The sequence below is a fragment of the Alteromonas sp. H39 genome (assembly GCF_047556435.1).
Taxonomy (GTDB): domain Bacteria; phylum Pseudomonadota; class Gammaproteobacteria; order Enterobacterales; family Alteromonadaceae; genus Alteromonas.
Genome location: NZ_CP180210.1, coordinates 2,184,861 through 2,204,459, shown reverse-complemented (window position 1 = coordinate 2,204,459; position 19,599 = coordinate 2,184,861). Strand labels below are relative to the sequence as shown.

Sequence of the window (19,599 nt, the reverse complement as noted above, 5' to 3'; positions counted from 1 at the left end):
ATACCTATGAGCCAGAAATGTAACCGTGACTGCAAAGCAGATGCTACAGATGAAACACAAGATATTACTAACGACGACAAGTTATTTGAAGGGGCACATGTAAGCGAATACCACGTTCCTAAAATGGACTGCCCATCAGAGGAAAGCATGATCCGAATGGCACTGGACAGTCTTGAGCCAAGTGTAATCCTCGAGTTTGATACACATAAACGCATAGTTAGAGTGCTTCATCACCTTGAACTCAGGGACATGGTAGAAGACCGGATAACGTCTCTTGGGCTTGGGGCTAGATTGGAATCAACTAACGCTGTGGACAGCGAGATTATCCATAAAGCAAGGTTGACGGCACAAAATGAAGAAGCAGAGGAAGCTGGGATACTTAAAATGCTATTAGCTATTAATGCAGTGATGTTTATTACAGAACTTGTTATCGGCTGGTGGGCACAATCGACCGGATTGATAGCTGATTCATTGGATATGTTTGCCGATGCAGCAGTGTATGGGGTGGCACTATACGCCGTTGGGCATGGCGTCCGAAAAAAACTCCGTGCAGCGCATATATCAGGATGGTTACAGATTATATTAGCTCTGGGTGTATTAACAGAAGTTGTGAGGAGACTGGTTCAAGGGAGTGAGCCTGAGTCAAACCTTATGATGGTGTTTGGCTTAATTGCCTTGGTAGCAAATGTCTGGTGCTTAATCTTAATTGCCAAAAAGCGAAATGGCGGCGCTCACATGAGAGCAAGTTGGATTTTTTCTGCTAACGATGTCATCGCTAACGCAGGCGTTATTATTGCCGGAGGATTAGTGGCATGGACGGGCTCACAATATCCAGACTTAATCATTGGGTTTATCATTGGATTAATTGTTTTAGTTGGCGGTATTCGTATATTGAAGATCAAATCCTAAGGTAGGAATAGAGCTCCACAAGAGGTAATCTTAAATGCATGATCATTCGCACTCACATGGTTCAAATAATCGTATAGGTTGGGCATTTTTTCTGAATGTCACCTTTACCATTATCGAATTTATAGGAGGTATCTTAACCAATAGTACCGCCATCATGGCCGACGCCGTTCATGATCTTGGCGACAGTTTATCCATCGGATTTGCTTGGTTTCTCAGTAAAGTTAGTGAAAAAGGTTCAAATTCAGAGTTCACCTATGGTTACCGCCGGTTATCATTGTTCGGTGCACTTATTAATGGTCTAGTCCTCATTATTGGTTCCGTCTGGGTTCTGACAGAAGCTATCCCTAAACTCCTGCAACCAGAAATGCCTATAGTTGAGGGCATGATCGCCTTAGCCGTGTTTGGGGTGCTAGTTAATGGGTTTGCGGCTTATAAATTAAGTAAAGGCAAAACTCTTAATGAGCGTGTACTCAATTGGCATTTATTGGAAGATGTACTGGGTTGGGTTGCAGTTTTAATCGTTTCCATCGTACTTCTTTTTGTTGACTGGCCCATTCTTGACCCAGCTTTATCAATTCTTTTCACTCTCTATATTTTAATTAATGTTGCTAAAAACCTTTGGCACACTATAAGGTTATTTTTACAGGCAATCCCTGACAAAGAACTGTCAAAATCAGTTTATAAAACCTTAATAGAACTCAAAGAAGTGGATAGTATCCATCACCTGCACTTGTGGTCATTGGATGGAGAGCATCATGTACTTACTGCTCATCTAGCTCTACAAGAGGCACTGTCTACTCAACAGCAACTGGAGTTAAAAAAGTCCATAGCAGAACGATTGAGTAAATTTAATTTAGAGCATACGACCATTGAGCTTGAAATGACAAATGAGCAATGTCGCGATGATTCTCAAGCTCTGTAATTGGGAGTGTACAGCTATAATTTATATTGTGGCCGCACTGTAACTGGTACCCTTGACCTATGCGTCGATTAATTTATTTCGTTGAATCAAATCTTGTTTGGTTTGTGATTATTGTAGCTGGAGTTGGCCTGATATTGCCCGAATCCGGGAAGTACCTCGACTCCTCAATAGCCCCTTTACTTGTGATTCTGATGTTTGTGATCAGCCTTACATTTGATGCACATGCCGTACGAATAGTCTTTCGCAAACCGTCAAGACAGTTTTTGGCAATGGGGCTCGTCTATGGCCCGATTCAATTGCAGGCTTCTTGACTGGTCGCCTTTTTCAATGCGGTCAATACAGCCTTTTCTCCTTTCGTAGTTCCGCTCCTTTTTCTATGGCTGACAGGGATACAGCTAGAAGTCCCTCTCGTTTCCATCATCCTGGAGTTAGCTCTAGTTGTTTTAGTGCCTACAATTCTCGGTGTAACCTTACGCACCAACTTTCCGACGATTATTTCAAAGCATGATTCGACTTACGCAGGAATTGGGTCAGTCTTCTATCTTGTAATATTACTTGCGGTAGTGGCTTCCAATGCAGAAACCATCATTGGTTATGGATAGTATGCTTTTGTAATTGCTGGAGCAGCTTTAAGTCTAAATCTTTGTGGCTACTTAATTGGAATGGCTTCACGGTTTATAACGACAGACCGACCGGAAGTCATCGCATACCTATTTACTGTCAGCAAAAAAGAATTTAGCATTGCAGCGGCTTTTGTGGCTGCATCCCGGTTGCCATCAGAAATAGTAATACCAGCCACATTCTTTGCAGTAATTCAGATGATCACATCTCCTATTGTGGCCAAATATCTTGCTTGAGGCTAGCTCTCAAACAGTTACTGAAGAAACTTTCCACGAAGAAATATGCAGTAAATTGGTAGTACCGTATCACTGGAAACCAAAAGCAGACTCATAAATATCTTTTCTGACGAAAGATAAAGCTTACCCAGCACAGCAAGACAGTTCTTTAATATCTTTACTGAAAGTTTGTGCACAAAGCTTCAGGCCTTCCACCATAGTTAAATAAGGAAACAATTGATCCGCTAAGTCATCCACTGTCATGTGGTTGTGAATCGCCAGTGCCGCGCTCTGGATAATCTCGCCGCCATCATGAGCTAATACTTGGGCTCCGATCAGGCGTTGGGAGCCAGCTTCAACCACCAGTTTGATGAAACCCTGAGAGTCGAAGTTAGCCAGTGCTCGAGGCACGTTTTCCAGTGGCAATACTCGACTTTCGGTCTCAATATTCTGTGCATGAGCTTCTTGTTCTGACAACCCTACCGTTGCTACCTGCGGTTCGGTAAAGATCACGGCTGGCATCGCGGATAGATTCAACCGAGCTTCACCCCCTGTCATGTTAATCCCTGCACGACTGCCTGCCGCTGCCGCGACATAAACCAGTTGCGGCATGTTACTACAATCACCTGCTGCGTAAATATGTGACTGTGATGTGCGCATCTGATCACCTACAGTGACCGCTCCATTGGCCTCTTTTTCTACACCGGCAGCGGCAAGATTAAGCTTACCGGTATTAGGTGCACGGCCGGTGGCGACCAGCAATTTATCGCCACGAATTTCTCCTTGCTCGGTATCAAGGATAAACTTATTATCTTCATAAGACACCTGACTGGCTTGGGTATGTTCCAGTACGCGAATGCCTTCCTGTTCAAAAGCTACGGTTAAGCCTTCTCCCAACAGTGGGTCTTCACGGAGCAATAAAGTACTGCGAGCCAAGATAGTGACCTCTGCACCCAGCCGACGATAAGCTTGAGCAAGTTCGACAGCCACAACTGAAGAGCCTATCACTAACAAGTGCTCAGGTAGCTCAGTTTCGAATAAAGCTTCCGTCGAAGTCCAATAAGGGGTATCAACCAGGCCTGGAATAGGAGGAATAGATGGCTGACTGCCGCTGGCAATCAAAAAGCGATCTGCAACCAGCTCTTGCTCGTAACCATCTTTGTTGCGAATAGTTAAGGTATGAGTATCTTTAAAAGATGCATAACCTTGTACCAATGACAATGCTGGATTGGTATCCAGAATATGCTGATATTTGGCGGCACGTAACTCTTCCACGCGTGCAGTTTGTTGTTTCGCTAACAAGCTACGATCCAAAGAAGGTTCATGATTTTCTAGACCGTCGAAAGGATTGTTACGCTGCTGTTCAGCCAGCTGGGCAGCCCGGAGCAGAATTTTCGAAGGTACACAACCGACATTAACACAACAACCTCCGATCACATCTCCAGCTTCAACGAGTGTGACTTGTGCTCCATTTTCCACTGCCTTGATAGCACAAGCAAAAGCAGCCGAGCCAGTACCGATGATAGCGACATGCAGCGACTTTTTGTCAGTCACATCTTCACTATCGCAGCCATCTAACGCGACAGGTTGAGCCGTGTAGCCAAGAGCTTTGATGGTATTGATTAGCGTCTGTTCATTGACATCAGATTCTGCTTCGACGACTGCACTGGATTTCGTATAAAAAACGGTGGCATTTCTGACGCCAGGCATGACGATCAAGGCATCTTCGATCTGCTGAGGGCATCTTTCACAAGTCATTCCAGAGATGGAGAATTTACGCATAAAGACCTCCTTATGGATTTGAGTGAGTGTTGTCGGCAGGAAGCACACAACTTTCATTGTCACAGCGTTTATTCGCTGGCGAAAAAATATCCCAGATTGATACCGCTACCATCAGTGCCAAGGCTGAGTACGTCACATAAGTGCTCCAGGCATATTGAAAGAACGGATAAAGTGATAGCAACAACAGAATAGGCCCTAGCATACCAAGCAGGTTCGATGCCACTGCTTGTGACCAATCCAGCCAAGTCCGTTAACTATTAGGCTAACCCAAGCCAATATAGGCAAGAGTGTATTGATAAAGAACCACTACCACTGACTGAGGAACCCTGCCCGATGGCTGCCCCCAAGCTGGCGATGGCCGGAAAGCACATGGCACAACCCATGGCAGACACCACGGCACCTAATGAGCTGGCTTTGTCGCCAATGCGGGTAAAAAGACTCAGCAGGTTCTTCATTAGTATTCGTCCTTTATTGCTTTACCACAGATGGATAGCCGGCATTTTTTGTGGCCTCGGTCAGCTTTTCCACCGTAGTTTTTTCATCATCAAAAGTGACCACGGCTAACTTATCTTCGAAGGTCACTTCAGCTTTGGTAACTCCCTCAACCTGTTGCAATGCTTTTTCCACCGTAATCGGACAAGTTACGCAGGTCATCGTGGGAACTTCAAGCATGACTGTTTGCTGCTTGGCAAACGCACCCAAGCTAAGTATTGATAGTAGGGATAATAGTGCAATTTTTTTCATCTTCTTCTCCAAGGGTTATTTCTCAACGATATAATTAAGCAAACCAGATAATCCAGTAATTGCTAGTGACTAATATTAATGCAATGAAGGCGGTTACCCAGAAAATGATCTGCCGGCGCTTACGTACTTGTGGCATTGCACAAGCGGTTCCAGGCTCACACTCTTCTATAGGTCGATAAACTTTCCAACCGGCAAAACTAAATAAAACCAGTACCAGCAAGATAAAAATAGGGCGGTATGGCTCCAATACGGTCAGATTGCCAATCCAAGAACCACTAACGCCTAGTAGTAACAAGACTAAGGGCCCAGCACAACAAAGCCCAGCACCAATAGCAGCAGCAATACCACCAACTAGCGGTAAACTGGTATCGTTTTTTGCCATGGCTTACTCCACTTCAAATGTTCTGATAGAAAACAGTATAAACTCCGTATCCAAGTACGGAGTCAAGGGGTTTAGCGATTGTTATTAGTTGTTTTCTGGGAGAAGGGAAGTAATAATCGGGCAATGTGCCTGTTCAGTGTTGCTTGCACATTGTTTCAGTAAATCATTAAGACTGTTTCTAAGCGGCGTAGATCAGCCATTTTTGCACGAACACTGGCAAGTTTGTGGTTTGCTATACTTTGTACTTCTTGGCAAGAAGTCTCTTCCAGCATCAGCAAGTTAGCGATCTCATCCAAGGAAAACCCTAACTCTTGAGCACGTTTGATAAACCGAATGCGATTCAAAGTCGTCTCAGGATAACGACGATAACCTTTAACGGGTTTTTGGGGCTGTTCAATTAAGCCGCACCGTTCATAATATCTAACGGTCTCAACGTTTACGCTTGCCAATTTGGCAAGTTGACCAATTACATACATAATTTAACCGTATTGTCGGTACTGAAGTGGGTAGTAAAATTCTAAGTTGAAAGTACGAATATAACAAACAGTGTATCAATAGCGCAAAGTCTGCTGTTAGTTCGTTGAGATATTCAATATATTTCATATGGTTAAACTATTTTTTGGTCGATTTATCACGAATCGTGGCCGTACCTCATTATGAAGGCGACGTAAATGCTCTCTGGGAAGGCGATAACCGGCTGGCAGATGTTGTTACTTACACCAGTCCTTCAATAAACAATTTCTGGTTTGAAGCGCTATACCAAGCGGAAAAAACGGCAGAAGGTGACTCCGCTTTTTCTTCGGGTGTGTTTTACGGCGACAGAAGACTGAAAAAAACCAACTTTTATGCCGGGTTATCCCATGATGTAGATGTAAATGACTACGATGTAACACGCGCGATAACGATGTTTAAGCTTGCTGGCGCTAAAATCACTGGTGTTTATCATACAGAAGAGCCTGATGGAGGTGGTGAAAGCAGAAGCGGGTATTTAGTTAACCTGAGTTATGTCATCGGAAAAATTGATTATCGCGTGCAATACCAGACAATGGAAGATGATTTAACGTACAGCATTGGTGCGGATTACCGCTTTACAGACCGGTTTAAGCTATACACATGGTATACGAAAATTGATAAAGAAGATGTCGAAGATAACGACTATCTGGCCGTGGGATTTCAGTACGACTTTTTTGTTCCATATTGAGTGAGGTTGCTGTGAAAAGCGTGGTACTGATGTTTCTTATCATGACTCCATCAATTCATGGCTCTACAATGCCTGAGCGGATACTGCTGGCCACACAGGTTTATCAGGAATCAGGGAATGACAGCTTATCAATCAGAGAACACGAGAGAATTGTACCTGTGCTGCGGTGTATCTTTGATAATTTATCTTTGGACATGGAAGTGCTTGAGATGCCGTGGGTACGTGCAAAGCGTGAGCTGCAGGCCGGAAATGTAGAGGGTATTTTTTTAACCAGTGAAAAAAATATTTCACTGGGAGTGCCAACCAACCCGGTTTATCTCGAAAAATGGCATGCCTATACGGTAAAGCCTCCGGATGCACTGGGTGAAACACCGCGACTTGGCGTCATAAGAGGTAGTGACGAGCACCAATGGTTACTGTCACAGGGAATGTCGCGGTTCATGGAGGCGGTTAGCTATTCGCAGTTGTTTAAATTGCTATCTGCAGACCGGGTGCAGGCCTTCATTGCAGACAGCAAATCGCTCGCATTAGACAACATGACTACGCCGAACAATAATCGGCTATATAGTACCTTTGTGAGATACGCAGCAAAAACCTTAACATTTTCAAAGCAGTACGTGGAGTCCAACCCTAAAATAGTGCAGCGGTTTAATGCTAGTATTACGCATTGCAACACTGAGGTTACGACGTTAAGCGAGGTCGAGCGAGCTAAAATATTAGAGTATGTAAGTACCACGGTGTTGCCACAGTTTGATAATGCTATCCGGGAAAATGCGTTTGAAGCGTTATCTGCGTTATCGGCAGATCAGAGTGAAATTCTTCACGCAGACAAATTATGGCGCGACGCATTTACAAACGGCACCCGAACAGCAGTTGCCGACGAAATACTGGCAAACGAATTGTCGATATCGTTACGTCGAATAAAGAAAAATAATCCGGTTATTGGTGAAATTATGCTGACCAATGCAGACGGAGTGTTGTTAGCGGCATCTGACTACACGTCAGATTACTGGCAAGGTGACGAGATAAAGGTATCCGCACTGGAAGAGTTAGACTTCTATTTAAGTGATATTAAATATGACGAATCCACACGAAAATTCATTGCTCATTACAGTTCTCATTTAAAGCAAAGTCCATTATACGGTGCCCCTGAAAAACCGGTTATTTTAATTGTTGGGATTCTACTGGAAGACTTGCTCATTGAGTCATTCATATTCTGACACCAGCAACAAGCGAACAGTTGATACTGGTTGAAAGGCTGCAATGTTAATCCTGCGATCAAGAATCTGAAAAGCTTTCTAGCGGCAATATTTACCTCGTGTATTCTGATGAAATCTGCGAGCGATAACACACATTAGTGCGTCAGATTTCACGTAGCGCACGCATTGATAATTCCATCTAAACACCAATTATAAAACCCGCGGGTAACAGGCCAGCGCTGGCTATGACCGCCCTCATCCATCTCAATACTTAATAGCGCATAATGTATATTATGTTAAATAGAGTGTATTAATGGAAGTATCTGAATAAACTCCTTAACGTGAAAAAATACGTGAGCACTATTGGCTGAACTACCGTTTAGGTCACTGAAATTCGATATTATAACGTAAGCACCTGTTATTTATATATTATTTTTTTAAAGGTTTCACTTAATGCTTTTCTTAAACAAAAAACCAAAATAATGCATAGCGAATGAGAAATATTTGCATAAATAACATCCTGAATAGGTTTTCAGTTACTAACCTGCGCAACAAGACAGCTCACTGACATCCTTACTGAAAGTTTGCGCACACAGTTTCAGTCCTTCGACCATTGTAAGATAAGGAAAGAGTTGGTTTGCTAAGTCATCGATTGTCATTTTATTGTAAATCGCAAGGGCAGCACTTTGGATTAGCTCACCACCTTCGTGTGCTAGAATTTGTGCTCCGATAAGCTTATTAGATTGCTTGTCTACTACAAGCTTGATAAAACCGTCTGTCTCAAAGTTGGCTAAGGCTCTTGGAACATTGTCCATCTCTAAAACTCGGCTAATAACGCTTATACCTTGTTTTTCGGCTTCAACTTCTGTCAAACCAACAGTGGCAACTTGAGGATCGGTAAAAATAACGGCAGGCATTGTTGATAAGTCTAGTTTCACGTTAGCACCTGTCATATTCGAACCAACACGGCTGCCAGCAGCCGCAGCAACATACACATATTGAGGTATGGTTGAGCAATCACCTGCGGCGTATAGATGAGAGATATTTGTCTCTAGTTTTTCATTAACAATGATTGCACCTTTATTGTCTGTCACAACACCTGCGACATCTAAGTGAAGCCTTGAAGTGTTTGCGTGACGACCTGTAGATATCAATAACTTCTCACAGAGCAAATTCTCATCTTGGGTCTGTATTAAAAAACCGTTTTTATCATGGGTGATTCGAGTAACTTGAGAATTATTTCTAATTTCAATACCCTCTTTTTCAAAACACTGACTTAATCTATCGCCCAACAGTGGATCCTCACTTTTCAACAAGGTATTGCGCGCTAAAATAGTAACTTTGCAACCTAATCGAGCATATGCCTGAGCAATTTCTACAGCGACAACAGATGAGCCAATTACTGCAAGGCTCTTAGGTAGCTTTTTTTCGAACAACGCTTCTGTTGAAGTCCAATAGGGGGTGTTTTGTAGTCCTTCTATTTTAGGGATGGTGGGTGTTGAGCCTGTTGCAATAAGAAACTTGTCTGCAAGTAGTGTTACTTCGGTACCGTCAGTATGGGTAATATTCAGCTCATTTTGACTAATAAACCGGGCATACCCCTTAATCAAGGTTAATGCAGGATTGTTTTCCAATATATTTTGGTATTTTGTAGTTCTCAATTCTTCTACGCGACTGATTTGCTGATGCGATAAAAGCGTGCGGTCTATTTTAGGTTCGTGGTCTTCAATGCCTTCAAAAGGGTTGCTTCGTTGTTGATGCGCTAATTGAGCGGCGCGGATGAGAATTTTTGATGGAACGCAGCCGACATTAACACAACACCCGCCTATTACGTCGGCTCCTTCTATTATGGTGACCCTTGCACCATTTTCTGCCGCCTTAATGGCGCATGAGAATGCCGCAGACCCACTGCCAATAATAGCAACATGAAGTTGCTTCGCCTTGCTTGCACAACAATTAGAGCTGCCTTGTGCGTTCATAGATTAATCGCTACTTTTTACGTTAGACGGATAGCCTGCATTCTCGGTGGCTACCATTAACTCTTTTGTATTGGTTTTCGTATCGTCGAAGGTAACAATGGCTTCATTTGGTTCATATGTAGCCTCGACTGTTTTTACGCCTTTCACTTTTTTCAGTGCTAATTTGACCGTAACGGGACAAGTAACACAATTCATGCTAGGTACTTCTAGCGTGACTGTTTTTAACTCTGCCCACGCCGTGGTGCTTGAAAGTAAAGCCATCGTAAGTAATAGTTTTTTCATAATATTTTCCTGTTTTAAAATGTTTTAGGGATTGTGTAAGGTTCTTGAAATCAGATTAACCAAACTAGCCAATAGTTACTTGTGATCAAAACAAGTGCTATTAATGACGTTATCCAAAAGGCAATTTGACGACGACGCCTTGTTTGCGGAATTGCGCAGACACTTCCTGGTTGGCATTTTTCAATCGGCCGATGGATTTTATAACCTGCATAGCCAAGGAAGAGCATGACGGTCACTACAAAAACTGGACGGTACGGTTCAAAAGCGGTTAGGCTACTAATCCATGAGCCACTTATTCCAAGCAACAATAGGACTAACGGACCTACACAACAAATGCCTGCCCCGATCGCCGCGATAATACCTCCCACCATCGGCATTTTAGAGTCGTCGTTGATCATATTTAATCTCGATATTGGATAAGATAGCACCGAGTATAAAGTATGTACCTTCGTACAGAGTCAAGCTTGATTAGTTATTTCATTGTGATTTTTTAGCGGGATGCTCTAGATAGTTAAATACATTTACTTTGGTGACAGGGCATTAATAATGGGGCAATGGCTATCATCATCATTCGTCTGACACTTAGTGATGCTCTCCAATAGCGCATGCTCTAATCGTTTTAGGTCTTCCAGCTTAGATTGCACAGATGCAAGTCTCTGTTTTGCTAGCGCTTCTACCTTGCTACAGCACTCGCTATTTAAGGACAGCAGAGAATCTATTTCTTTAAGCGTAAATCCTAATTCTTGAGCGCGTTTTATGAATCGGATCCTATCAACCGTTTCCTTAGGATATACTCGATAACCCTCAGAGGGCTTTTGTGGCTGACTGATTAAGCCATTGCGCTCATAAAAGCGAATGGTTTCTTTATTCACACCGATTAGTTTTGCAATCTTTCCGATTGTCCCTGACATAAGCGAATCACCTCTACAATATAATTATAAGACACAAGTTGTTATATCAAGGGCTTAAACCGAGATATTGTCTATCTAAATGTCAAATGTAGCTATTGAACTTTTCTGTCTTTACCTGATGCCGCTCGGCGTTTTCGCTCCACTTGCACATAAACCGTGTCAGTGGTCGCACTACTTGAATGACCTAGATCCTCAGATAAATCTTTCAAAGGCCTGTCACGTTCAATCTCCATGCTGGCACCGGTGTGACGCAAGTAATGTGTCGTTGCTTCATTTAATTTCTGTGCGGCTTCTACTCCATGTTCAGACTTCATTTTATCGAAAGCTGCATCAAATACTTGCTGCACGAGCCTGGATATTTGACGGCTTGTTAAACCTCCACGACCTCGTATTTTTTCAACCAACACGGTTTGCTCGCCTTTTGATGGTAACGATGACAATCCACGCCATTCTCTATAGCGTTTTAAAAACGTAAGATAACCCGGTGGTACCGTGATATCTCTAATCTTTTTGCCTTTTCCATAGGCCTTAAACCACCAGTTGTTGTCCTCATCTGTCCAAAAATGACTCATCAATGGTGTCCAGTCTTGGCGCTCCGAGAGCTCTGAAAGCCTTAGGAATAGGGTTTTCATGGTAGCAATAACGAATAAATTGCGTTCCACAAGTGGATCGTTATCAGCCATCTCAACTGCGGTATCTAAGAGATATTGCCATTGCTGCTCCGTTAATCGACTGATCGTCTTCACCTGACTGTCTTTTATCAAATATTTACAATCACGTTTCGCCAATGGAATGGGATTGCCGAAACAAATTTCTTCATCGATGAGATGGCGGTAAAAAGAGCTTAATGCCACAAAAGTAGATTCGAGGGTCTGCAATGATGGTTGGTACTTTTTCGGATCGAGCACTCTATCCTTATCGTATTTGGGCGGCGTTTGCCTGAACGGCGTCCACTTAAGGTTTGAAGCAAAGTATCCGTTTTTGAGGCTAAATCGGTCATGGAGCTGCGTACTTATCCATTTAACCGGTGGCGCCACGCAAAAATCGATGTATCGTAAAATATCTGCTTTGCGCAAATCGTCCACTGGCTGTTTATCCACCATAAAGACCCACAGTAGAAACTTTTCGATGTCATTTCGAAAACGCACATACGTGTGCTGTGATTTGTTGCGACCTATATATAAAAGGTATTCTTTCGCCCAGTCCCAGTGCTGTCTCATCCATGTCGGTTGCTTTTCTAAGAATGAACTTAGCTGCGGATAGTCAGACAAACTGAGCTCTGCCAGCTCAGCATACGTGGGAAACAAAGGTGTGGGTTTAGTGATGGCCAAGTGAGTTTTTATTGTAGGTTAAGATGGCAACACTATAACTTACCCTTATACACTATGTCTAATACTAAACCGTATTAGACATAGGGGGTTAAAGATAGGATATTCGACGGTGATAATAAACCTTTCCTCTTTGGCGAACAAAGGTAAATTTAATTTGAAATGGCAAGGCGAATATTGTTTTGGTGAAACATGGATTGCGTTTCGAGGTATGAGCGCAGAAAATAATTTGCATGCCCATGCCGCTCTGCAGTTGGTTGCAGGCGCAGGCATTACTGTTACCGATGACAACACATTTGAAAAACAAGGTAATGGGTGGTTAATTCCCTCAGGTGTTAAACATAGAATTACTACATCATCACCCATTGTCATTCTACTTATTGAACCCGATTCTTTTTTTGCCAACGCTCTGCAACCCTCTCAGCAAAAAGGTTCAGTAGTACAAAGCCTCTCTCTGGAAATTTTAGACACGTTGTTAGCGGATATTCCTTTGCGTGACATGATGAATAAGCTGGAAACACTTTATCATCAAAATAACAGTGTCATTGACGCACGATTAATCTCGGCGATGACTTATCTCAACAGTATCGATAAACGCCCAACTGTCGAGCTTATCGGGAAACATGTAGGTCTTTCAGTCTCTAGACTTCGCGCCTTATCGACACACTACTTTGGCGTCCCATTTTCAAAAATCATTGTATGGAAACAGGTAAACTTGGCATTTCAATCATTAGCAAAAGGCGCTTCCTTAGCGGATGCCGCTTATGATGCAGGGTTTGCCGATCAAGCTCATTTTACACGAATTCTGCGCGACACTATTGGCGTAACACCAGGACAAACCCAACATATGGATAAACGATAGACGCTTTTGCTTAATACAGGCGATTTGTTCAATACCCTTCGACTAAAACCATGAATAATTCCGGTACATAGACAGTTTGAAGGCAGCAAAATTATGAAACCACTTCTAAAACGTGAATATGAACGCTCAAAGACTTTGGCTCGGGAACTTGAAGCAACAGGAGGTTTATCATCTGCCTTCATTGCGTTAGAGCGTGCACATATTCTGGGTCAACGTTATCTTATTCCTCATCGTGTTTTTTAAATTCTTATTTGACGCTGAATTGGTTAGGCGTAACCATGTCTCTGATGCGAAGAAAAACTGTAAGTACCTGGTTAAAGGCAAGATATACCAACCACCACACACATTTGATGATGATACTTGGGATCTATTTATTGAGAGTTTAACCAAAGCTGCTGATGAAAACCCAAAATACGAATTGCATCGCTTTGTAGTGCTAACACTCAAAGTGCTATTTTTACGTATTTCTGAGTTGTCACACCGTGATTACTATACACTGTAGTGGTCAAGTCATTTTGGCCACACCGTTGTAGCTATTCCAGTACCGCTTCTCCGATTCATTTGGCGTTAAACCACCGTTGTATGAATGCGGTCTCAGTCGGCTGTAATAGCCAAGAATATAATCACCAACCTTTCGTTTGGCTTCGGTAAAACTTCGATAGCCTATTGTTGGAACCCATTCTGTTTTAAGACTTCTAAAGAAGCGTTCCATCGGGCTATTGTCCCAGCAGTTTCCTCTGCGACTCATACTTTGCGTTAAACGATAGCGCCAGATTAACTGACGAAATTTACGACTGGTATAGTGAGTACCTTGGTCGCTATGGAACATTACGTTTTTTGGCTGTCCGCGATACTCAAACGCCATTGTCAGTGCCTGACAGGTCAGGCTGCTATCAGGAGAATAGCTCATCGCCCAGCCTATTGGTCTACGAGCGAACAAGTCCATAACTACTGCCAGGTAAGCCCACCTATTGCCTGTCCAGATAAAGCTCACATCTCCACACCAAACCTGATTCGGCTCGGTTACCACGAACTGCCTGTCCAACAGGTTCGGGATAGCAACATGCTCTTGTGCTGCCTTCCTGTATGCATGTTTAGGAAGCTGGCAGCTAACCAGATTCATAGCTTTCATAAAACGTCCTGCACGATAACGTGTCAGAGTAATATCGTGTGATTCATCGTTTGTGATGATATCAGCAATGGTTCTGGCTCCAGCTGAACTACCGCTCAGACGATAGGCTTCACGGACAAGGCTGCGAAGCTTGATAGCTTCCGGCGATGGGCGCTTGTCACGCTGTCGCCAGTATTTAAACGTGCTGCGATGGACATCCAGTACCGCGCACAAGTGGTTAATTGAATAACGACGTTTATTGCTCTGACTCAGTCTCTCGATTAACGCGAGTGTTTCATGGAGTCCGACATCAACAGAGCTGAAGCCTTTTTTAAAATTTCCTTTTCTAACTCAAGACGTTCAACCTGCTTTTTCAATTCACGGATTTCGCGCTGCTCTTCGGTCATGGGTGTCGCCTGTGGTGCTTTACCTTGACGTTCTTCACGCAATTGGCGCACCCACTTACCAATCGTGGAATAACCGACACCCATCGCGTCGGCCGCTTCTTTATGGGAGTAACCTTGGTCAACCACCAACTGTGCGGTTTCGAATCTGAATTCTGGACTGAAATTAGGGCCTTTCTTCTTAGCCATCTTGTCACCTAATGTTGTTATGCTGCTATCATAGCAGCTCTAATTAGGTGGCCAAACTCACTATGCCACTACACACCGTTTTTTAATCATTTCAGACTAGACTCAAGTGGCGAAGGTTGGGTTCTAAACGTGATTGGCAAAGGTAAAAAAGAGCGATTAGTTACAGTGCCGGATTCATACATCGACAATGTTTTGTCGCGCTATAGGAGTTCTCTAGGGTTAACTCCCCTGCCCCGAATTGATGAAGATTCACCAATGCTTCCCTCTCGCAAAACAGGTGCACCTTTGCATCAAGATAGCTTGAATAATGTTGTTGAAGAGGCATTTGATTTGGTAATAAAAGAACTAGTTAAGACTAATAGGAAGCAGCAAGCACTTTTTATTGCGGGTGCCTCTTCACATTGGTTGCGTCATACGGGCGCTACTCAGGCATTGGACGAATCAAATGAAACCATGCTAGCTGAAGAGCTTGGACATGCTAGCGTAAAGACTACTGTTGAAGTTTATGTGGCGCCTGCGCACAGAGATAGAGTTCGAAAAGGTTCGACGAGAAAGCTTTAGCCTCGGACTGAAATCGACCATCTTCTTTCTCCGGCTAAGGTTTGATTTAACCCTAATTGAACTAGTCACTTCAATTAAACCACGTGAAAACGGACCAAATGACTTAGCAGGCCGAATGGCAAAAATACTGAGACTTCTAAATCACCCTTAAATAATTTGGAAGTCTAGTTCTCAAAAACTTTCTAACCTGCTGTTTGAATCTCTATTTTACTAAACCCGAATTCAGATAATAAGTGCACCACTCATGGTTAAACGGTGAGGAGAGATCAACTGCCTGTTGGTGGTACTCTGTAGTCGCCAAACAAACATGAGTAGTTACCATGAGTTACAAGCAGTTGATCGAAGGGCAACGATACCAGATCGAAGCCTACTTACGCGAGGGTTTCAGTTACCGAGATATTGGAAAGCGGCTGAAAGTGAGTCACAGCACGATTAGCCGTGAAGTCCGGCGCAACAGAATTCGTGATAATCACTACCTGCCGGAAGTGGCTCATGCTAAGACAATTAAACGACGATGTCTGGCAGCCAAATACGGCATACCAGCACTTACAATTACGTTTGTTGAGTTCGGGCTTAACCAGAAATGGAGCCCTAAGCAAATTGCAGGTGTAGGTAAAATCATTGGACATTCGGTAAGCCATGAATGGATTTACGGCTACGTCCAGAGAGACAAACTGCGTGGTGGTAAGCTGTATAAGCAATTGCGACATGGTCGCCGGAAGTACCGACAAGGCAGCAGAGCGAAACGTGTCATTATCCCGAATCGCGTAGGGATTGAACGTCGCCCAGCTATTGTAGATAAGAAGAAACGGTTTGGGGACTGGGAAGCCGATACCGTTTTAGGGAAGCAAGGAACAGGCGCGATAGTCAGCTTAGTCGAGCGCAAGAGTAAGCTGTACCTGATACGTAAAGTCCCCGCGAAAAGTGCGGCGGAGGTGAGCAGAGCCATGGTTGGCATGTTGTGGCGATATCGCCGCCATGTTCGCACTATTACGGCGGACAACGGCAGTGAATTCTGTGACCATGGACTGGTTGCAGAGAAGTTGAAGACGGACATTTACTTCGCTAACCCTTATTCGTCTTGGGAGCGCGGATTGAACGAAAACTTTAACGGATTGTTACGACAAATACATCCGTAAAGGCACCGATTTACGAACAGTAACAAACGAACAGATAGCGAACATTGAAAAGGCACTGAATGCCAGACCGCGAAAGTGTCTGGGATTTAAACAGCCAGTCGCGGTATTCAAAGAATTACGCAACGTGGCTTAATTTAGCGAGTGGTGCACTTCGGGGTTGAATCCGCGAATAGAGCATATGTACCCCCCATTTAAAGCAGCAGTTAATTGTAGGAATTCTTTAAGCCGCTATCAATAGTTGTTTGGGTGTGTGAGGTTTCCCCGATAAATATTTCATAATATACGTCATCACCCAAACAACTTTTCACTGGTAAACTATAAAAATGGAAGCACAGCCACACCAATTGCAAGCCATCCATACGCGACAATCGAAAGCGACAGCAGTATCCAGTCGCCTAGGCTTCGATTAGCTGACATCGATTTTTCTTTTTTGTAGAACTGCCAAACGATGAATGCAGCGGTTAGCGCGAGAAAGAGCAAATTCAAGAAAAACGTGTAGTCTATGTTAAAAAACTCACGATCTGTCATTGACTGAAATCCTGAAGCATCAGGCAAGTGCCCCAAGAGATCGAGTCCATAGTGCATGACGAGCGAGACGCCCACAAGCGCACATAGAAATACAATCAGTATATAAATGGCCATTTTCCAGCCATAGTACTGCGCCTGAATCCGCAACACTGGAAATACCACCAGATCACTAAAGATAAACGCCATTACTCCAGCGAAACTTACCCCCTGCCCGAATAACACGGCCGCTAGCGGAATGTTGCCCATGGAGCCGATAAAAGTAAAAAAGGCCGCAACGGGGCCAACGATGGTTTGTGCAAGAATCTGCAAAAAGGAGTTCGATTCTTGCCCGGCTCCGATGAAAAGTGATTGAAAAAATTCAGTGGGGACAAATACCGCGATGATACCGGCGACCGTAAACCCAATGGTCACATCTTTCCATACCATCTTCCATTCCATCGTGTAGCGGCTAGCAACTTGGTGCCATCCCGCTTTACTCGCTATTTTATCTTTCCAGCTTTTTTCCTTGCTACTCGCTTGGTTATCGCCACCTTCTGCTTTTTTTGCATGCTCTCGCGATTTTTCCTCAAACTCTTTTTTACACGTCAGTTTGACCAACAGCCAAACGGCTAGGATAAGTAGAATACCACCGACATATTCTCCTACAACAAACTGCCACCCAAGAAAAATAGAAATGATTATGCCTAATTCCACCACCAAATTGGTGGACGCCAACATGAAAGCAAGCGAAGGGATTAAGCCTGCACCTTTTACAAATAGAGCACGCGTTGTAGATAAAGCTGCGAAGGAACAGGAACTGGAAATAAAGCCAAAGAAAGTGCCCAATGCGACACTTTTGGGTCCAGTTTTTCCCATGGATTTTTGCATTCTCTCTTTGGTGACAAAAACTTGGATCATTGAGCTTATTAGGTAACCAAGCGCGAAGGCCCAAAAAGCCATCCAAAATAGGCCCAAAGTAGTGTGGGCGGCCTCTTGCCATTGCGTTAAAAACTCACTCATGTTTCCCCTCCTTTCGCACGATGTAAATCTAACCCTGATTCAGTTAAAAGCGCTATGGCTTCCTGTGTATTTGTATTTTAATCATTGGACGCATGGATCATTGCCTTATGTGCCGTACTACGATCACCGAAGTATAGAACTGCTCCGCTAACAGCATTACCTGATAAAAATCTAAGTAATTAAGAAACTATTATAGTTTTTACAAAATGAATAACGTCAGTTTTGAGCGAATGTATTGTAAACGTCTAGAGGTCTGTTACTTCTTATCAACGTTGATTTCTCTTGCTTTAGTGTAGGCCTCCCAACCTTCTTTTGCTGCATAAGGTACAATGAGCAACGCCGCCACAGGATCTGTCCACCACCAGCCAAACCAATTTACCAATAGCAAACCAGCAAGAACAACGATAGTTTGGTATAAACAGATAAAGGTATCTTTGGCATCGGCAAGTAACGCTGGACTGTCCAGCTTACGGCCATATTTTCTTTTGAAATAAATAAAAATAGGGTTGATAAGCAAAGAAGTTACTAAAATGATTAACCCCATAGTGCTCCAGCTTGAAGTTTGCTGACTAAGAAGTTTTGTAACTGCATCATAAGATATAAATATGCAGACCAAAGCAAATGATACTGCGATCACGTAAAGAGTTATTTTTTTCCGTCTGTTCACCTGATCTTTATCAATTCCTTTAAGCTCACCGTGTAGACGCCAGCCAAGGGTGGCAGCACTTACCACCTCTATTGTGCTGTCCAATGCCCATCCTATGAGCGCTGAACTATTGGCAGTTATCCCTGCTATTAAAGCGACTATTACTTCAATTGCATCATAGATGACATTTAATATTTGAAGCTTTCTCGCCTTTTTTAAATCACTTTTTCTTGTTGGTTCCATACTTTTTCCTGCAACGTCAAAAAATGAATGACACGACAATATACTAGTTTCGCCGTTCTGGATAATTCGAAATAAGGGCTTTCGTCATTAATCTGAAAGCCGTTAACATTAGATTGCAGTTTTGCTGTGAACGAGTCTATAGAGTACAGGTAGTACAACCACAGTTAACAAGGTAGAGGATATGATCCCACCAATGACCACGGTTGCCAGAGGTCGCTGCACCTCTGCGCCAGTACCTACGTTAAGCGCCATGGGCACAAAAACAAGGTTCGCCACTAGCGCGGTCATGAGTACTGGCCGCAAGCGAGTCATTGCACCATCAATAATCGAGTTTACTAACTCGCCAGTTTCTTCCATCCTCTGCCTGATAAAAGACAGCCATAAAATGTGCCACCCCACATCATTCTATGATCACAATAATGTCTAGATTGCTGAGCCCAAG

General features: G+C 43.4%; 19 protein-coding genes and 4 pseudogenes. 9 read left to right on the top strand and 14 right to left on the bottom strand.

Annotated elements, in window-relative coordinates; genetic code table 11:
• Positions 1 to 6: 6 nt before the first annotated feature.
• The 3 genes from ACLBLI_RS09790 (at position 7) to ACLBLI_RS09780 (ending at position 2,433) form a co-directional block, all read left to right on the top strand.
• Positions 7 to 909, top strand: a complete 903-nt coding sequence (locus ACLBLI_RS09790) for a cation transporter (protein WP_045980005.1) — start codon at positions 7 to 9, stop codon at positions 907 to 909.
• 34 nt (positions 910 to 943) lie between these two features.
• Complete coding sequence (locus ACLBLI_RS09785) at positions 944 to 1,831, top strand: cation diffusion facilitator family transporter (RefSeq protein WP_045980004.1); 888 nt, start codon at positions 944 to 946, stop codon at positions 1,829 to 1,831.
• 311 nt (positions 1,832 to 2,142) lie between these two features.
• The gene (locus tag ACLBLI_RS09780) at positions 2,143 to 2,433 is read left to right on the top strand and encodes a bile acid:sodium symporter (protein ID WP_197047990.1); all 291 of its coding nucleotides are present in this window, start codon (positions 2,143 to 2,145) and stop codon (positions 2,431 to 2,433) included.
• A 378-nt stretch (positions 2,434 to 2,811) separates the two neighbouring features.
• On the opposite strand, the gene merA (ACLBLI_RS09775) is transcribed toward ACLBLI_RS09780, so the two are convergent.
• From merA (ACLBLI_RS09775) to merR (ACLBLI_RS09755), 5 genes and pseudogenes are all read right to left on the bottom strand, one after another.
• A complete protein-coding gene (gene merA / locus ACLBLI_RS09775; RefSeq protein ID WP_012801201.1) occupies positions 2,812 to 4,449 on the bottom strand; it encodes a mercury(II) reductase in 1,638 nt (545 codons plus the stop codon).
• A gap of 10 nt (positions 4,450 to 4,459) precedes the next feature.
• Positions 4,460 to 4,892, bottom strand: a pseudogene (gene merC, locus ACLBLI_RS09770) (organomercurial transporter MerC).
• Between the two features lie 25 nt (positions 4,893 to 4,917).
• A complete protein-coding gene (merP, locus tag ACLBLI_RS09765; RefSeq protein ID WP_012801202.1) occupies positions 4,918 to 5,193 on the bottom strand; it encodes a mercury resistance system periplasmic binding protein MerP in 276 nt (91 codons plus the stop codon).
• A 34-nt stretch (positions 5,194 to 5,227) separates the two neighbouring features.
• On the bottom strand, positions 5,228 to 5,575 hold the full coding sequence (locus tag ACLBLI_RS09760; RefSeq protein ID WP_012801203.1) for a mercuric transporter MerT family protein: 348 nt from the start codon (positions 5,573 to 5,575) through the stop codon (positions 5,228 to 5,230).
• Positions 5,576 to 5,659: 84 nt separating this feature from the next.
• A pseudogene (gene merR, locus ACLBLI_RS09755) lies at positions 5,660 to 6,051 on the bottom strand (Hg(II)-responsive transcriptional regulator).
• A gap of 164 nt (positions 6,052 to 6,215) precedes the next feature.
• Between merR (ACLBLI_RS09755) and ACLBLI_RS09750 the strand changes: the two are divergent.
• Both ACLBLI_RS09750 and ACLBLI_RS09745 read left to right on the top strand, forming a co-directional pair.
• Entirely contained in the window at positions 6,216 to 6,776 is a 561-nt protein-coding gene (locus ACLBLI_RS09750) for a porin (RefSeq protein ID WP_414830863.1), read from the top strand.
• An 11-nt stretch (positions 6,777 to 6,787) separates the two neighbouring features.
• Positions 6,788 to 7,996, top strand: a complete 1,209-nt coding sequence (locus tag ACLBLI_RS09745; RefSeq protein WP_414830862.1) for a hypothetical protein — start codon at positions 6,788 to 6,790, stop codon at positions 7,994 to 7,996.
• Between the two features lie 518 nt (positions 7,997 to 8,514).
• On the opposite strand, the gene merA (ACLBLI_RS09740) is transcribed toward ACLBLI_RS09745, so the two are convergent.
• The 5 genes from merA (ACLBLI_RS09740) to ACLBLI_RS09720 form a co-directional block, all read right to left on the bottom strand.
• Positions 8,515 to 9,954: a mercury(II) reductase gene (merA, locus tag ACLBLI_RS09740; RefSeq protein WP_052806657.1), complete on the bottom strand. Its 1,440-nt coding sequence runs from the start codon at positions 9,952 to 9,954 to the stop codon at positions 8,515 to 8,517.
• Positions 9,955 to 9,957: 3 nt separating this feature from the next.
• Positions 9,958 to 10,236, bottom strand: a complete 279-nt coding sequence (merP, locus tag ACLBLI_RS09735; RefSeq protein WP_044447517.1) for a mercury resistance system periplasmic binding protein MerP — start codon at positions 10,234 to 10,236, stop codon at positions 9,958 to 9,960.
• 50 nt (positions 10,237 to 10,286) lie between these two features.
• Positions 10,287 to 10,634 carry a mercuric transporter MerT family protein gene (locus ACLBLI_RS09730; protein ID WP_015067766.1) on the bottom strand — a complete coding sequence of 116 codons (348 nt, stop codon included), beginning with the start codon at positions 10,632 to 10,634 and terminating at the stop codon, positions 10,287 to 10,289.
• Positions 10,635 to 10,757: 123 nt separating this feature from the next.
• A complete protein-coding gene (merR, locus tag ACLBLI_RS09725) occupies positions 10,758 to 11,147 on the bottom strand; it encodes an Hg(II)-responsive transcriptional regulator (RefSeq protein WP_218311138.1) in 390 nt (129 codons plus the stop codon).
• 92 nt (positions 11,148 to 11,239) lie between these two features.
• Positions 11,240 to 12,478 carry a tyrosine-type recombinase/integrase gene (locus tag ACLBLI_RS09720; protein WP_044447510.1) on the bottom strand — a complete coding sequence of 413 codons (1,239 nt, stop codon included), beginning with the start codon at positions 12,476 to 12,478 and terminating at the stop codon, positions 11,240 to 11,242.
• A gap of 154 nt (positions 12,479 to 12,632) precedes the next feature.
• On the opposite strand from ACLBLI_RS09720, the gene ACLBLI_RS09715 reads away from it, so the two are divergent.
• Complete coding sequence (locus ACLBLI_RS09715; protein ID WP_218311139.1) at positions 12,633 to 13,337, top strand: helix-turn-helix domain-containing protein; 705 nt, start codon at positions 12,633 to 12,635, stop codon at positions 13,335 to 13,337.
• 93 nt (positions 13,338 to 13,430) lie between these two features.
• Positions 13,431 to 13,580: a DUF3703 domain-containing protein gene (locus ACLBLI_RS09710; protein WP_246601167.1), complete on the top strand. Its 150-nt coding sequence runs from the start codon at positions 13,431 to 13,433 to the stop codon at positions 13,578 to 13,580.
• 262 nt (positions 13,581 to 13,842) lie between these two features.
• Here ACLBLI_RS09710 and ACLBLI_RS09705 read toward each other — a convergent pair.
• Positions 13,843 to 15,041, bottom strand: a protein-coding gene (locus ACLBLI_RS09705) for an IS3 family transposase (protein ID WP_414829670.1) whose coding sequence is annotated in 2 segments (ribosomal slippage) — positions 13,843 to 14,771 and positions 14,771 to 15,041 — 1,200 coding nt in all. Because the reading frame shifts where the segments join, the coding sequence is not laid out codon by codon here.
• Positions 15,042 to 15,170: 129 nt separating this feature from the next.
• On the opposite strand from ACLBLI_RS09705, the gene ACLBLI_RS09700 reads away from it, so the two are divergent.
• Both ACLBLI_RS09700 and ACLBLI_RS09695 read left to right on the top strand, forming a co-directional pair.
• Entirely contained in the window at positions 15,171 to 15,602 is a 432-nt protein-coding gene (locus ACLBLI_RS09700; protein WP_414830861.1) for a hypothetical protein, read from the top strand.
• A gap of 320 nt (positions 15,603 to 15,922) precedes the next feature.
• Positions 15,923 to 16,874, top strand: a pseudogene (locus ACLBLI_RS09695) (IS30 family transposase).
• Between the two features lie 182 nt (positions 16,875 to 17,056).
• On the opposite strand, the gene ACLBLI_RS09690 reads toward ACLBLI_RS09695, so the two are convergent.
• The 3 genes and pseudogenes from ACLBLI_RS09690 to ACLBLI_RS09680 all read right to left on the bottom strand — a co-directional run.
• On the bottom strand, positions 17,057 to 18,268 hold the full coding sequence (locus ACLBLI_RS09690; protein ID WP_218311141.1) for a permease: 1,212 nt from the start codon (positions 18,266 to 18,268) through the stop codon (positions 17,057 to 17,059).
• 256 nt (positions 18,269 to 18,524) lie between these two features.
• Positions 18,525 to 19,157: a cation diffusion facilitator family transporter gene (locus ACLBLI_RS09685; protein WP_218311142.1), complete on the bottom strand. Its 633-nt coding sequence runs from the start codon at positions 19,155 to 19,157 to the stop codon at positions 18,525 to 18,527.
• Positions 19,158 to 19,265: 108 nt separating this feature from the next.
• Positions 19,266 to 19,544 (bottom strand): annotated as a pseudogene (locus ACLBLI_RS09680) (efflux RND transporter permease subunit); the annotation flags it as partial.
• Positions 19,545 to 19,599: the final 55 nt, after the last annotated feature.

Excerpts from the sequence above, each read along its gene's own strand:
- ACLBLI_RS09685 (WP_218311142.1), bottom strand. The coding sequence starts at position 19,157 with ATGGAACCAACAAGAAAAAGTGATTTAAAAAAGGCGAGAAAGCTTCAA.
- ACLBLI_RS09710 (WP_246601167.1), top strand. The coding sequence starts at position 13,431 with ATGAAACCACTTCTAAAACGTGAATATGAACGCTCAAAGACTTTGGCT.
- merR (WP_218311138.1), bottom strand. The coding sequence starts at position 11,147 with ATGTCAGGGACAATCGGAAAGATTGCAAAACTAATCGGTGTGAATAAA.
- ACLBLI_RS09690 (WP_218311141.1), bottom strand. The coding sequence starts at position 18,268 with ATGAGTGAGTTTTTAACGCAATGGCAAGAGGCCGCCCACACTACTTTG.
- merA (WP_052806657.1), bottom strand. The coding sequence starts at position 9,954 with ATGAACGCACAAGGCAGCTCTAATTGTTGTGCAAGCAAGGCGAAGCAA.
- ACLBLI_RS09785 (WP_045980004.1), top strand. The coding sequence starts at position 944 with ATGCATGATCATTCGCACTCACATGGTTCAAATAATCGTATAGGTTGG.
- merP (WP_044447517.1), bottom strand. The coding sequence starts at position 10,236 with ATGAAAAAACTATTACTTACGATGGCTTTACTTTCAAGCACCACGGCG.
- ACLBLI_RS09730 (WP_015067766.1), bottom strand. The coding sequence starts at position 10,634 with ATGATCAACGACGACTCTAAAATGCCGATGGTGGGAGGTATTATCGCG.
- merP (WP_012801202.1), bottom strand. The coding sequence starts at position 5,193 with ATGAAAAAAATTGCACTATTATCCCTACTATCAATACTTAGCTTGGGT.
- ACLBLI_RS09790 (WP_045980005.1), top strand. The coding sequence starts at position 7 with ATGAGCCAGAAATGTAACCGTGACTGCAAAGCAGATGCTACAGATGAA.
- ACLBLI_RS09760 (WP_012801203.1), bottom strand. The coding sequence starts at position 5,575 with ATGGCAAAAAACGATACCAGTTTACCGCTAGTTGGTGGTATTGCTGCT.
- merA (WP_012801201.1), bottom strand. The coding sequence starts at position 4,449 with ATGCGTAAATTCTCCATCTCTGGAATGACTTGTGAAAGATGCCCTCAG.